The organism is Amycolatopsis sp. WAC 04197 (genome assembly GCF_003947475.1).
In the GTDB taxonomy this organism is placed as follows: domain Bacteria; phylum Actinomycetota; class Actinomycetes; order Mycobacteriales; family Pseudonocardiaceae; genus Amycolatopsis; species Amycolatopsis japonica.
In genome coordinates this window covers 102,836-116,340 of sequence record NZ_QHJK01000014.1, presented here as the reverse complement: position 1 = coordinate 116,340, position 13,505 = coordinate 102,836, and the positions used below count along the sequence as shown (strand labels likewise).

General features: G+C 68.8%; 11 protein-coding genes. 6 read left to right on the top strand and 5 right to left on the bottom strand.

Features of this window, described 5'->3' with window-relative positions; translation table 11 throughout:
• The first annotated feature begins 19 nt into the window (after window positions 1-19).
• A complete protein-coding gene (locus DMC64_RS37890; protein ID WP_125737459.1) occupies window positions 20-1,450 on the top strand; it encodes a carotenoid oxygenase family protein in 1,431 nt (476 codons plus the stop codon).
• Between the two features lies 1 nt (window position 1,451).
• Here DMC64_RS37890 and fdhD read toward each other — a convergent pair whose 3' ends face one another.
• Window positions 1,452-2,285: a formate dehydrogenase accessory sulfurtransferase FdhD gene (gene fdhD, locus DMC64_RS37885; RefSeq protein ID WP_125737458.1), complete on the bottom strand. Its 834-nt coding sequence runs from the start codon at window positions 2,283-2,285 to the stop codon at window positions 1,452-1,454.
• A 101-nt stretch (window positions 2,286-2,386) separates the two neighbouring features.
• Here fdhD and DMC64_RS37880 point away from each other — a divergent pair, with 101 nt between their 5' ends.
• The 4 genes from DMC64_RS37880 to DMC64_RS37870 are packed head-to-tail and all read left to right on the top strand — an operon-like array spanning window position 2,387 to window position 6,084.
• Window positions 2,387-3,748 (top strand): OFA family MFS transporter, encoded by a 1,362-nt coding sequence (locus DMC64_RS37880; RefSeq protein WP_125737457.1) that lies wholly within the window; start codon window positions 2,387-2,389, stop codon window positions 3,746-3,748.
• On the top strand, window positions 3,745-3,873 hold the full coding sequence (locus DMC64_RS43590) for a hypothetical protein (RefSeq protein WP_255355414.1): 129 nt from the start codon (window positions 3,745-3,747) through the stop codon (window positions 3,871-3,873). Before DMC64_RS37880 ends, DMC64_RS43590 begins: the two co-directional genes overlap by 4 nt.
• A 15-nt stretch (window positions 3,874-3,888) precedes the next feature.
• A complete protein-coding gene (locus tag DMC64_RS37875) occupies window positions 3,889-4,632 on the top strand; it encodes an SDR family NAD(P)-dependent oxidoreductase (protein WP_125737456.1) in 744 nt (247 codons plus the stop codon).
• Window positions 4,633-4,680: 48 nt separating this feature from the next.
• Window positions 4,681-6,084: an LCP family protein gene (locus tag DMC64_RS37870; RefSeq protein ID WP_125737455.1), complete on the top strand. Its 1,404-nt coding sequence runs from the start codon at window positions 4,681-4,683 to the stop codon at window positions 6,082-6,084.
• A gap of 6 nt (window positions 6,085-6,090) precedes the next feature.
• Here the strand turns inward: DMC64_RS37870 and DMC64_RS37865 are convergent, their stop codons facing one another.
• The 4 genes from DMC64_RS37865 to DMC64_RS37850 form a co-directional block, all read right to left on the bottom strand.
• A complete protein-coding gene (locus DMC64_RS37865) occupies window positions 6,091-6,978 on the bottom strand; it encodes a hypothetical protein (protein ID WP_125737454.1) in 888 nt (295 codons plus the stop codon).
• 81 nt (window positions 6,979-7,059) lie between these two features.
• The gene (locus DMC64_RS37860) at window positions 7,060-9,372 is read right to left on the bottom strand and encodes an FdhF/YdeP family oxidoreductase (RefSeq protein WP_125737453.1); all 2,313 of its coding nucleotides are present in this window, start codon (window positions 9,370-9,372) and stop codon (window positions 7,060-7,062) included.
• Window positions 9,373-9,415: 43 nt separating this feature from the next.
• Complete coding sequence (locus DMC64_RS37855) at window positions 9,416-9,733, bottom strand: hypothetical protein (protein ID WP_073846441.1); 318 nt, start codon at window positions 9,731-9,733, stop codon at window positions 9,416-9,418.
• Window positions 9,734-9,763: 30 nt separating this feature from the next.
• A complete protein-coding gene (locus DMC64_RS37850) occupies window positions 9,764-10,741 on the bottom strand; it encodes a hypothetical protein (RefSeq protein ID WP_233629965.1) in 978 nt (325 codons plus the stop codon).
• Between the two features lie 107 nt (window positions 10,742-10,848).
• Between DMC64_RS37850 and DMC64_RS37845 the strand changes: the two genes are divergently transcribed.
• Window positions 10,849-13,482 (top strand): valine--tRNA ligase, encoded by a 2,634-nt coding sequence (locus tag DMC64_RS37845; RefSeq protein WP_125737452.1) that lies wholly within the window; start codon window positions 10,849-10,851, stop codon window positions 13,480-13,482.
• Window positions 13,483-13,505: the final 23 nt, after the last annotated feature.

The window sequence follows — 13,505 nt, the reverse complement described above, 5'->3', positions numbered from 1 at the left end:
TCCAGGGTAGGGGTCTGTGATGGGCAACAAGTTCCTCGAGGGCAACTTCGCCCCGGTCAGCCGTGAGCACACGATCACCGAACTGAACGTCACCGGGCACATCCCGGAGTACCTGGACGGGCGTTATCTGCGGAACGGGCCGAACCCGCTGTCCGAAGTGGACCCCGCGACGTACCACTGGTTCATGGGCGACGGCATGGTGCACGGCGTCCGGCTGCGGGACGGCCGCGCCGAGTGGTACCGCAACCGCTGGGTGCGCAATCCCCGGCTCGCGCGGGAGCTCGGTGAACGCTGGGAAGGCGGCACGGCCGCCGGCCTGGGGGCCAACACGAACGTGATCGGCCACGCGGGCAAGACCCTCGCCCTGATCGAGGGCGGCGCCACGAGTTTCGAACTGACCGACGAACTCGACACCGTGGGCGCCTGCGATTTCGACGGCACCCTGCCCGGCGGCTACACAGCGCACCCGAAGCGGGACCCGGAGACCGGTGAGCTGCACGCCGTCTCGTACTTCTTCGGCTCGGGGAACAAGGTGCAGTACTCGGTGATCGACGCGCAGGGCCGGGCGCGGCGCACGGTCGACGTCGAGGTCGCCGGTTCGCCGATGATGCACGACTTCTCCCTGACCGAGAAACACGTCGTCTTCTACGACCTCCCCGTCGCCTTCGACAGCGAGCAGGCCGTGGCCGCGTCCGTGCCGCCGTTCCTGCGCACGCCCGCGCAGCTGGTGGTGTCCGCGCTGGTGGGCAAGGTGAAGGTGCCGGATCCGCTCAGCGCGCGGCTGCGTCAGCGGATCTCGGGCAACGCCGGCCTGCCGTACCGCTGGAACCCGAAGTACCCGGCGCGGATCGGTGTCATGCCGCGCGACGGCGGCAACGGCGACGTCCGCTGGTTCGAGATCGAGCCGTGCTACGTGTTCCACCCGATGAACGCCTACGACGACGGCGACACCATCGTGCTGGACGTCGTCCGGCATCCGAAGATGTTCGACACCGAGCTGCTCGGACCGGCCGAGGGGCCGCCGACCCTGGACCGCTGGACCGTCGACCTGAGCGTCGGCAAGGTCGTCGAGGAACGTCTCGACGACCAGGGGCAGGAGTTCCCGCGCGTCGACGAACGGCTGGTCGGGCGGCCGCACCGGTTCGGCTACTCGGTGTCCACAAAGGATGGTTCGGCGTCGTCGGGTTCCCTGCTGAAGCACGATCTGTGGAACCGGTCGGTCCGGTCGCGGGAATTCGGCGACGGCGCGCAGGTGGGGGAGTTCGTGTTCGTGCCGTCCTCGGTGGACGCCGGCGAGGACGAGGGCGTGCTGATGGGGTTCGTCTACGACCCCGCGACGCAGAAGAGCGATCTGACCATTTTGGACGCGGAGACGCTGGAGACCGTGGGCGCCGTGCACCTGCCGGACCGGGTGCCGAACGGTTTCCACGGCAACTGGGTGGGTGCCTGACTCAGCTCCCGAGGCCGAGCACCCGCTGTTCCCCGGTGTAGAGGTTCATGCTGTCGCCGCGCAGGAAACCGATGAGCGTCATGCCGTTCTCTTCGGCCAGTTCCGCAGCCAGCGACGACGGCGCGGAGACGGCCGCCAGCAGCCCGATCCCGGCCATGGCGGCCTTCTGCACCAGTTCGAACGAGGCGCGGCCGGACACCAGCAATCCGGTGTCCGCCGCGGGGATCCGGCCCGCCTGCAGCGCCCAGCCCAGCACCTTGTCGACGGCGTTGTGCCTGCCGACGTCCTCGCGGACCACGGCGAGGTTCCCGTCGCCGTCGAACAGGGCGGCCGCGTGCAGGCCACCGGTGCTGGAGAACACCTTCTGGTGCGCGCGGAGGGTGTCCGGGAGTTTCGCCAGCACGTCGGTGCTCACCGCGAATCCGGACTTCGCCGGGGAAAACCGGCTTTTCAGCTTCACCGCGTCGAGCGCGGCCTTGCCGCAGACGCCGCACGAGGACGTGGTGTAGAAGTTCCGCTCGACGCCGGTCTCCGGCGGGGCGACCCCTTCGGCCAGTGCGATGTCCAGGACGTTGTAGGTGTTGCGGCCCTGGTCGTCGACGCCATCGCAGTATCGCGCGACCGCGACGTCCTCGCGCGAGGCGAGCACGCCTTCGGACAACAGGAACCCGTGCGCGAGCTCGACGTCGTTGCCGGGGGTTCGCATGGTGACCGCGAGTGCCTTGCCGCCGACGCGGATCTCCAGCGGCTCTTCGGCCGCGAGCGCGTCGGGCCGCCGCACGTCCTTGGTCGCGGAGATCTTCCGCACCGGACGCCGCACCGTCACCCTGCCCACTTGTCCACCCTTCTGACCGCTTATTCGACACTCGGATACTGCAACGTCGGGAATTAAGTAATACATTCCCAGTGCACATCCTCAGAGTACGGAGGCGCCGGATGGCTGTCGGCTTCCTGGACCGTTCCCGCATCGTCGCATCACCGGGCTGGAGCCGCTGGCTGGTGCCTCCCGCCGCGCTGGCCGTCCACCTCTCGATCGGGCAGGCGTACGCGTGGAGCGTCTTCAAACCGCCGCTGGAGAAGACCCTCGGCCTCACGGGGACGGAGAGCGCGCTGCCGTTCCAGCTCGGCATCGTGATGCTCGGGCTGTCGGCGGCCTTCGGCGGGACGCTGGTCGAACGCAACGGGCCGCGCTGGGCGATGTTCGTCTCGATGGTCTGTTTCAGCTCGGGCTTCCTGCTGTCCGCGCTCGGCGTGGCGACGTCGCAGTACTGGCTCGTCGTCCTCGGCTGGGGCGGGATCGGCGGGATCGGGCTCGGGATCGGCTACATCTCGCCGGTGTCGACGTTGATCAAATGGTTCCCGGACCGGCCGGGGATGGCCACCGGCATCGCGATCATGGGCTTCGGCGGCGGCGCGCTGATCGCCTCCCCGTGGTCTTCGCAGATGCTGGGCACGGCGCCGTGGTCCATCGGGACGGTCGCGACCGCCTTCCTCGTGCACGGCCTGGTCTACGCCGTCTTCATGACCCTCGGCATCCTGCTGGTACGGGTGCCCGCCGACGGCTGGAAGCCGCAGGGCTGGGAACCGAAGACCGACCACGGCAACGCGATGATCACCACCGCGAACGTGTCGGCGCGCAACGCCATCAGGACGCCGCAGTTCTGGCTTCTCTGGGTGGTCCTGTGCTTCAACGTGACCGCGGGCATCGGCATCCTGGAGAAGGCCTCGCCGATGATCGCGGACTTCTTCCGCGAGACCTCCACGCCGGTCGGCACCGCCGCCGCGGCCGGGTTCGTCGCGTTGCTGTCGCTGACCAACATGCTCGGCCGGTTCGTCTGGTCGTCCACTTCGGACCTGGTGGGGCGCAAGAACATCTACCGGCTCTACCTCGGCGTCGGCGCCCTGCTGTACCTGGTGATCGCGCTGACCACCAACGCCTCGAAGCTCGTGTTCGTCCTGTGCGCGATGCTGATCCTGTCCTTCTACGGCGGCGGCTTCGCGACCGTGCCGGCGTATCTGAAGGACCTTTTCGGCACCTACCAGGTGGGCGCGATCCACGGCAGGCTGCTGACCGCGTGGTCGATGGCCGGCGTACTCGGGCCGCTGATCGTCAACGCCATCGCCGACAGCCAGAAGTCGGCGGGCAAGGTCGGCCCGGATCTGTACACGACGTCGCTGTTCATCATGATCGGCCTGCTGGTCGTCGGTTTCGTCGCGAACGAGCTGGTGCGCCCGGTCAACCCGAAGTACCACGAGCCGGCGTCGTCCGGCGAGCCCGCGAGGAGTGAGGCCCGATGACCGAACAGGCACCCGAACGCCGCCGCACCGGGCTGATGGTCTTCGCGTGGCTGTGGGTCGCGCTCCCGTTCGCCTACGGCGTCTACGAACTGTTCCGCAAGGTGGTCCAGCTCTTCGGCGGCTGAAGTAGGGTCGGTTCCGTGGGAGTTCTGGTCACCGGGGCGTCGCGCGGCATCGGCCGCGCGATCGCCCGTGCCTTCGCGGAAAAGGGCGACCGTGTCGCCGTCCACTACGCCTCGAAGCGGGAGGAGGCCGAGCGGACGCTCGACGAGCTGCCCGGTTCCGGACACGGCCTGATCCAAGGTGATCTTTCGGAACCCGAAGTGGCACAACGGGTCGCCGACGAGGCCGAGGAACTGGTGGACGGGGTGGACGTCCTCGTGAACAACGCCGCCTTCGCGCCCTCCGCGGGTGCGGCCCATCCCGTCGCCGAAGTGTCCTATGAGGACTGGCAGCGGGTCTGGCGGCGGATGCTCGACGTCAACGTGCTCGGCACCGCGAACGTGACCTACTGCGTGGCGCGGCACATGATCGAACGCGGCGCGCCCGGCCGCGTGGTCAACATCGGCTCGCGGGGAGCCTTCAAGGGCGAGCCCGAGTTCCCGGCGTACGGCGCGAGCAAGGCCGCGCTGCACTCGCTGGGGCAGTCGCTCGCCGTCGCCCTCGCCCCGCACGGGATCGCCGTGACCTCGGTCGCGCCCGGTTTCACCGCGACGGACCGGGTCGCGGCGAAGGTCGAAGGCGCGCGAAGCGAGAGCCCGTTCGGCCGGGTCGGCACGCCGGAGGAGGTCGCGGCCGCGGTGCTCTACCTGGCTTCCGGCGAGGCCGCGTGGGCGTCCGGGGCGATCCTCGACCTGAACGGCGCGTCGCATCTGAGGATGTGAACTGGATCACTGATGCAGCGGTGACGGCCTCCCGCGCGTCTATGGGACGTGCACAAGCTGGGGAAGGTCCTGGTCGCCGCGCTCGCGGTGGCGGTGTTCGGCGGGACCGCGTACGGATACACGACGCTGGAGTCGCTCGACGGCATCACCCGCGAGGACGTGATCGAGGCGCCGGATCCGGGGGAGCAGCCCGCCGACGGTTCGCTGGACATCCTGCTGGTCGGGCGCGACGCGCGTACCGACAACCAGGACCGGCCGCTTCCGCCGGAGATCCTGCGGGAACTGCGGGCCGGGGCGAACGGCGACGACCTGACCGACACGCTCATCGTGCTCCGCATCCCCAACGGCCAGCAGGCGGTGAAGGCGTTCTCGATCCCGCGTGACTCGTGGGTCGCGCAGCCGGGCACGAAGGACAAGAGCAAGATCAACGAGATCTTCGGCCGGACCAAGTTCGCGTCGGCGAACGAGCAGCGTGCGGCGGGTAAGACCGACAAGGCCGAGATCAACAAGCAGGCGATCACCGCGGCGCGGAAGGCGACCCTGAAGGCCGTCGAGGAGCTCAGCGGCGTCAAGATCGACCACTTCGCCGAGGTCAACCTGCTGAGCTTCTACGAGATCAGCAAGGCCGTCGGCGGCGTCGAGGTCTGCCTGAAGAAGGCCACCAAGGACCGTGATTCGGGCGCGGACTTCCCCGCCGGGCGGCAGACGATCGCGGGCGCCGACGCGCTCGCCTTCGTCCGTCAGCGCAAGAATCTGCCCCGCAGCGACCTCGACCGCGTCCGCCGCCAGCAGGTGTTCCTCGCGGGACTGGCGAAGCAGGTGCTCTCCGGCGGGACCCTCGCCAACCCGGCGCGCGTGTCCGACCTGATCGACGCGGTGAAGCGTTCGGTCGTGCTCGACGGTTCGTGGAATCTGCTCGACTTCGTGCGGCAGATGCGCGGGGTGTCCGGCGGCGGGATCGCGTTCGAGACCATTCCGGTGGTCAACCCCGACTACCGCTACGACCCCCGGCATCCGACCTGGACCGCCGTGCAGGTCGATCCCGCCCAGGTGCGCGCGTTCGCCGCCTCCTTGATCGGTGCCCAGCCCACGACCCCGCAGGCGCCCGCCGGGCCCAAGGTCGACGTCGTCAACGCGAGCGGCAAGGACGGTCTCGCCGCCCGCGTCTCGGATCTCTTGGCGGAGAAGGGATACGGCAAGGGCGACACGAAGGCCGAAGCCGGACGGCGGACCTCGGTCGTCCGGTACAGCGACGCGGCCGGGCCCGCCGCGGAGATCGCGAAACTGCTCGGCGGACTGGACGTCCAGAAAGCCGATTCGGTCGCGGCGGGCCAGATCGAGGTCGTCCTCGGCCAGGTCTACAAAGGACCGGGCGTCTCCGCGGGCGGGGGCGCGATCGGTGCGCTGGCGGAGCCGCCGATCACGGCCGATGGCGCCGACTGCATCGACTGAGCCGCGTCACTCCCTTGGCGGGATCTTCCCGTTCTTCGCGACCGGAAGGCCGAGCTGGACCGGCTCGGTGATGACGGCCGCTTCGCCGGGAAGGTGGCTCAGCACCGGGTTCAGGTGGGTCAGCTTGAGCGTGAGCGGTCCGACGACGCTCGGCGCGGTGCTGACGTCCGCCTTCGCCAGATCCAGCCACTGGACGGTGCCGAGCACCTCCGGCGGGATCTCGTCACCGCGTTTCGCCACCGGGACGCACACTTGCCGTGCGTTGCCGACCTTCACGTCCGTCTTCGGCCGGTCGGCCAGCACCGGGTTGAGATGGCCCAGCGTCAGCGGGAACGGGATGGTGGGAATGCCGAGGACACGCAGGGCATAGCACTCGAGGTCGATATGCCGCACGAACGACAGGATCTCCGGCGGCGGCAGCTTCCCGTTCTTCGCGACCGGGACGCACAACTGCTCCGGCGACAACATGGTCACGTGCGAATCCTGGATGCCGAGCTTCTGCACAACAGGGTTCAGATGGCTCAGCGTCAGCGGGAAGTCCACCGCGCGGCCTTCGATCCGGTAGCACGACAGATCCACCCAGCGGACGTAGTCGACGATCCCCGGCGGCGGGATCGCGCCGTTCTTCGCGACTGGCACGCACAGCTGTTGGCGTTCACCGAGTTTGACCGTCTCCAACGGCAGTTTCTCGAGCACGGGGTTGAGGTGCTTGAGGGTGAGCTCCGTCGGCGGTGGTTTGTAGCCTTCGGTCCGGTAGCAGGACAGGTCGAGCTGGGAGACGAACGGCAGCGGCGGCGGTGCGCCCGCGGCGGCGGTGGCCGCGCCGGGCAGCACCGCGACGAGCAGGAGCGAGGCCAGGGCGGCGAAGCAACGCGAGGTCGATCTTCGTGACATGGCAAGGCCTTTCCGCGAAAGGGGTTGGCCCTTTCACGGTGGACCCCGTCCGGCGCCGCGCGACACCGCCAAGCGGGCAGCCTAAGGTGCGGCCACCGGCTCCAGCCGAACCACGATCGCCTTCGACACCGGGGTGTTCGACTTGTCCGCCACCGAATCCAGCGGCACCAAGGCGTTCGCCTCGGGAAAGTACGCCGCCGCGCAGCCCTTCGCCGTCGGGTAGGAGACCACCCGGAACCGCGGGGCCCGGCGGTCGCCGTCCCGCCATTCCGAGACCAGGTCGACCATCGCGCCGTCGGCCAGCCCGAGCGCGGCCAGGTCGTCGGGGTTGACCAGCACCACGCGCCGCGCGTCCTCGATGCCGCGGTAACGGTCGGAAAGGCCGTAGATGGTGGTGTTGTACTGGTCGTGACTGCGCATCGTCTGCAGCAGCAGCCTGCCTTCGGGCACCTGGGGGTATTCGAGTTCGGAGACGGTGAAGTTCGCCTTGCCGTTCGCGGTTCCGTTGAACTGCCGGGAATCGCGCGGCGCGTGCGGCAGGACGAACCCGTCGGGTTCGCGCACCCGGGCGTTGTAGTCGTGGCAGCCGGGGACGACGCGCGCGATCCGGTCGCGGATGAGGTCGTAGTCGGCGTGGAAATCCCGCCACGGCACGGCGTGCCCGGCACCGAGCAGGGCTTCCGCGAGATGACAGATGATCGCGACCTCGGAGAGCAGATGCTCGCTGGCCGGGGCCAGCCTGCCGCGCGAGGTGTGCACCTGCGACATCGAGTCCTCGACGGTGACGAACTGCTCGCCGCCGGCTTGGACGTCGCGTTCCGTGCGGCCGAGGGTGGGCAGGATCAGCGCCGTCCTGCCGGGCACGACGTGCGAGCGGTTGAGCTTCGTCGACACGTGCGCGGTCAGGGAACACGACTTGAGCGCCTTCTCCGTGAGCTCCGTGTCCGGTGTGGCGGAAGCGAAATTGCCGCCGACGGCGAAGAAGACCTTGCCGTGCCCGTCCCGCATCGCGCGGATCGCGGCGACGGTGTCGTGACCGTGGTCTCGCGGCACCTTGATGCCGAACTCCGCGTCGAGACTGTCCATAAAGGACTCCGGCATCTTCTCCCAGATGCCCATCGTCCGGTCGCCCTGGACGTTGGAGTGCCCGCGTACCGGGCACAGGCCCGCGCCCGGTTCGCCGATCATGCCGCGCATCAGCGCCAGGTTCGCGATCTCGGAGATGGTCTGCACCGCGTGCTTGTGCTGCGTCAGCCCCATCGCCCAGCAGTAGATGGTGCGCTTCGACGTCGCGATCATCCGCGCCAGCCGCTCGATCTGCTCACGCGGCAGCCCGGTCGCGGCGCCGACCTCGTCCCAGTCGATCTCCCGCAGATGCTTCGCGTAGTCCTCGAACCCCTCGGAGGACGACTCGATGAACGCGTGGTCGACGATCGTGCCGGGGGTCTCCTGCTCCCATTGCAACAGGAGATGACCGATCGCCTGGAACAGCGCGAGGTCGCCGCCCAGCCGGATCTGGGCGAACTCGTCGGCCAGCGGGGTGCCCTTGCCGACCACGCCGCGGACGTTCTGCGGGTTCTTGAACCGCATCAGACCGGCTTCGGGCAGCGGGTTGACCGCCATGATCTTCGCGCCGTTGCCCTTGGCCTCCTCCAGCGCCGACAGCATGCGCGGATGGTTCGTGCCCGGGTTCTGGCCGACCACCACGATGAGGTCCGCCTTGTGGATGTCGGCGAGCGACACCGAGCCCTTGCCGATCCCGGTCGTGGCCGCGAGCGCCGCGCCGGAGGACTCGTGGCACATGTTGGAGCAGTCCGGCAGGTTGTTGGTGCCGTAGGAGCGCACGAGCAGCTGGTAGAGGAACGCGGCCTCGTTGCTGGTGCGGCCGGAGGTGTAGAAGATCGCCTCGTTCGGGTCGCTCAGTGCCCGCAGTTCGTCCGCGACCAGCGTGAACGCGTCGTCCCAGGAGATCGGTTCGTAGTGCGAAGCCCCTTCGCGCAGCACGAACGGCTCGGTGATGCGGCCCTGCTGGCCGAGCCAGTAGTCCGTCTTGTCCGCCAGCTCGTGGATGGAGTGCCGGGCGAAGAACTCACGGCCGACGCGGCGCTTCGTCGCCTCCTCGGCGACGGCCTTCGCGCCGTTCTCACAGAACTCGGCGAGTTTGCGGTGCTCGCCGTCGACCTCGCGCGGCTCCGGCCAAGCGCAACCCGGGCAGTCGAAGCCGTCACGCTGGTTCAGCAGGCGCAGCGTCTTCACGGTGCGCGCGGCGCCCATCTGCTCCATGCCGCGCATCAGGGAGACGGCGACCCCGGGGATCCCGGCCGCCCAGCTCTTCGGTTTCCCGACCTCGAGCTGTGTCTCGTCAACGTCGTTCGCGGGTGCTTCGCGGGTCATGACCCCATCGTGCGCCTTGCCGTCTTCGCGCGCGACCGAGGGGTCAGGCGTTGGTGACGATCCGGCTGATCTGCGCTTCGTCGAGCGGGAACCAAGGTGTCTCGTTGACGCCGCGTTCCTGCACCGCGTTCACCGTCACCGCGGCCACGACCAGCACGATCAGGCCGACGAGCGCCGCGATACCCGGCCACCGGCTCGTCCCTGGCGCTGAGTAGCCGCTCGCGGCGGCCTTCTGCTGCTTACGACGCTTCTTCTTGAGTTCCTTCTTCGCACCCAGCCAAGCGTCGCGTTCGGCGTGTTTCTGCCAATCCGGGTTCATCAGATCCGGATGTGTCTCGATCCGCCGGTCCTCTTCGTCCATCTCGGTCCTCTTCCCCAGGATTTCGGTCGGCTAACCGCAGTTGCCCGTCGATGGCAGGGGTTTCGTCGGGTCGTAGGTGTCCACTTCGTCGACCGCGGGCGCACCGTCGACGGGTTTGCTCTTGTCAGCGTACTGGGGTGCGAGGATGCCGGCCTTGAACGCGTCGCACGCCATGTTCGAGTGATAACCCGCGCCTTCGCCGAAGCTGAGGCCGGCGTCGGCCTTGGCGAACGGTGGCGCTTTGCGGATCACGTAGTCCTGTTCGTCGCGGACGAACGGGACGATGTCCGACGGCGACCGGGCCTCGCCAGGATGCGCGTCGAAGGCGTAGGCGGTCGTGTAACTCGCGTGAACGATCAGTTCGCCCTTCTCGCCGGGTCTCGCCGTCAGGAAGCCGGTCATGCGCGGGCTCACCTGCAGCAGGCGGTTCGGGCCGATGAGGGTCAGGTACTTGCCTTTTTCGACGGTGAGCGGGCTGGTGAGGGCCGGTTCGAGCCGGACGCGTTCGTTCGGGGCCAGCAAGCGGAGCAGCTCCGAGCCGTCCGCGTACTGGAGCGCCCCGGAACTCAGACGAGTCGCCGCGATGGCTTCCGTCACGGTCCGGTACGCCGCGTCGACCTCCGCGGTGGTGAAACCGCCGACGGCCTGCCCCGGCGGCACGATGACCCCTGCGATGCCTTCGCGCCAGTACGCGGCGGGGGTGCGGTCATAGGGCCGGTCGAGGTCGACCCCGCCCGACACAGGGGCGGCTTTCGGCGGCTGCCCGAAGCCGGGGACGTCGTTGACGCCGCGTCCCTGTACCCGGTGCACGACGACCGCCGCGACCACGAGCGCGATCAGCGCCAGGACGAACACCGGCCCGCCGGAGACCCGGAACCCGCGGCGCGACGCCTGCTTCCGCCGCTTCTTGAGGTCCTTCTTCGAGCCCAGCCAGGCGTCCACTTCCGCGTGCTTGCGCCACTCCGGATCCATCAGATCCGGATGCGTCTCCAACCGCGCGTCCTCCACGAACCCACCCCTCCCCAGTGCGTCACGACATCCCCTCATCGGCTGCGAACGGCGGGCGTTACGGCCGGTGAGGAAGTCGATAGAGGGGGTTCGTAGACTTGTCAACTGTGACCGAGAACGCCCAGCCGCAGCAGACCGACCTTCCGGGTACCTGGAACCCGGCCGACGAAGAAGCCTCGCTCTACCAGCGTTGGGTAGACGCCGGCTACTTCACGGCCGACCCCACGTCGGACAAGCCGCCGTTCACGGTAGTCATCCCGCCCCCGAACGTGACCGGTTCGCTGCACATCGGGCACGCGTTCGAGCACACGCTGATCGACGCCATCACCCGCTACCACCGCATGCTCGGCGAAGAGACGCTGTACCTGCCGGGGATGGACCACGCGAGCATCGCGGTCCACGCGCTGGTCGAGAAGCAGCTCCGCGCCGAGGGCACCAGCCGCCGCGAGCTCGGCCGCGAGGCCTTCGTGGAGCGCGTCTGGCAGTGGAAGAACGAGCACGGCGGCAAGATCCTCGCCCAGATGAAACGCCTCGGCGAGGGTGTCGACTGGACCCGTGAGCGGTTCACCATGGACGACGGCCTGTCCAAGGCCGTCAACACGATCTTCAAGAAGCTGTTCGACGACGGTCTCATCTACCGCGCCGAGCGCCTGGTCAACTGGTCGCCGGAGCTGCGGTCGGTGCTGTCCGACGCCGAGGTGAAGCACGAAGAGGTCGAGGGCGAACTCGTCTCGATGCGCTACGGCGACGGCGAGAACGCGATCGTCGTGGCCACCACCCGGATGGAGACGATGCTCGGCGACACCGCCGTCGCGGTCCACCCGGACGACGAGCGCTACACCCACCTCATCGGCACCGAGGTCGAGCTGCCGCTCACCGGGCGCAAGATCCCGATCGTCGCGGACAAGCACGTCGACCCGGAGTTCGGCACCGGCGCGGTCAAGGTGACCCCCGCGCACGACCCGAACGACTTCGAGATCGGCCAGCGGCACGACCTGCCGATGATCACGATCATGGACGAGCAGGGCCGGATCGACGGCACCGGCACCGAGTTCGACGGCATGGACCGCTTCGAGGCCCGGGTCGCGGTGCGGGAGAAGCTGCGCGAGCAGGGCCGGATCGTCGCGGAGAAGCGTCCGTACCTGCACAGCGTCGGGCACTCCGAGCGCTCGAAGGAGCCGATCGAGCCGCGGCTTTCGCTGCAGTGGTTCGTCAAGGTCGGCCCGCTCGCGAAGGCCGCCGGCGACGCGGTGCGCGACGGCCGGGTGAACGTCCACCCGCCGGAGCTGGAGAAGCGCTACTTCGACTGGGTCGACAACCTGCACGACTGGTGCATCTCGCGTCAGCTGTGGTGGGGTCACCGCATCCCGGTCTGGTACGGCCCGAACGACGAGGTCGTCTGCGTCGGACCGGACGAGGAGCCGCCTTCGGGCGAGGGCTGGACCCAGGACCCGGACGTCCTCGACACCTGGTTCTCCTCGGGCCTGTGGCCGTTCTCCACCCTCGGCTGGCCGGAGAAGACCCCGGACCTGAACAAGTTCTATCCGACGTCGGTGCTGGTCACCGGCTACGACATCCTGTTCTTCTGGGTCGTGCGGATGATGATGTTCGGCCTCTACGCCACCGGCGAGGCGCCGTTCAAGACCATCGCGCTGCACGGCATGGTCCGCGACCAGTTCGGCAAGAAGATGTCGAAGACCGCGGGCAACGGCGTCGACCCCATCGAGTGGATGGACAAGTACGGCACCGACGCGCTGCGCTTCACCCTCACGCGGGGCGCGAACCCGGGCACCGACGTGCCGATCGGCGAGGAATGGGTCGCCGGCTCCCGGAACTTCACCACGAAGCTCTGGAACGCCACCAAGTTCGCGATGATGAACGGCGCGGACGCGAACGCCCCGCTGCCCCCGGCCGCCGAACTCACCGAGGCCGACCGCTGGATCCTCGGCAGGCTCGGCAACGTCGTCGACGAGGTCACCAGATACCTGGCGGACTACCAGTTCGCGAAGGCCACCGACACGCTCTACCAGTTCACCTGGACCGAGCTGTGCGACTGGTACCTGGAGCTGTCGAAGGTCCAGGTCTTCCAGGGTGACGAGGCCCGCGTGACGGCGACGCGCGCGGTGCTGGGGCACGTGTTCGACACCGTGCTGAAGCTGCTGCACCCGTTCATCCCGTTCATCACCGAGAAGCTGTGGACGGCGCTGACCGGCCGCGAATCGCTGGTGATCGCCCCGTGGCCGGTGGCCGACGCGTCGTACGCCGACGCCGTGGCGGACAAGCGGATCGCGGACGTGCAGAAGCTGGTGACCGAGGTGCGCCGGTTCCGCGCGGACCAGGGCCTCAAGCCCAGCCAGAAGGTGGCGGCGCGGCTGTCCGGCGACGGGTTCGCCGAGCTCACCGGACACGACGAGCCGATCCGCTCGCTGGTCCGGCTCACCCAGCCGGAGGAAGGCTTCGCGCCGAGCGCGTCGCTCGAGGTCGGGCTGTCGGCCGGTGTGGTGACCGTCGAGCTGGACCTGTCCGGCACGGTCGACGTCGCCGCGGAGCGCAAGCGCCTGCAGAAGGACCTCGGCGCGGCGGAGAAGGAACTGGCGCAGGCCGAGGCCAAACTCGGCAACCAGGCCTTCATCGACAAGGCGCCGGAGCCGGTGATCGGCAAGATCCGGGCCCGCAAGGAGACCGCGGTCGCGGATATCGAGCGCATCAACGCCCGGCTGGCCGCCCTTCCCGCCTCCTGACCAAACGTCATGAAAGGGTCGTT

Excerpts from the sequence above, each read along its gene's own strand:
- DMC64_RS37855 (WP_073846441.1), bottom strand. The coding sequence starts at position 9,733 with ATGGACGAAGAGGACCGGCGGATCGAGACACATCCGGATCTGATGAAC.
- DMC64_RS37865 (WP_125737454.1), bottom strand. The coding sequence starts at position 6,978 with ATGTCACGAAGATCGACCTCGCGTTGCTTCGCCGCCCTGGCCTCGCTC.
- DMC64_RS37860 (WP_125737453.1), bottom strand. The coding sequence starts at position 9,372 with ATGACCCGCGAAGCACCCGCGAACGACGTTGACGAGACACAGCTCGAG.
- DMC64_RS37880 (WP_125737457.1), top strand. The coding sequence starts at position 2,387 with ATGGCTGTCGGCTTCCTGGACCGTTCCCGCATCGTCGCATCACCGGGC.
- DMC64_RS43590 (WP_255355414.1), top strand. The coding sequence starts at position 3,745 with ATGACCGAACAGGCACCCGAACGCCGCCGCACCGGGCTGATGGTCTTC.
- DMC64_RS37890 (WP_125737459.1), top strand. The coding sequence starts at position 20 with ATGGGCAACAAGTTCCTCGAGGGCAACTTCGCCCCGGTCAGCCGTGAG.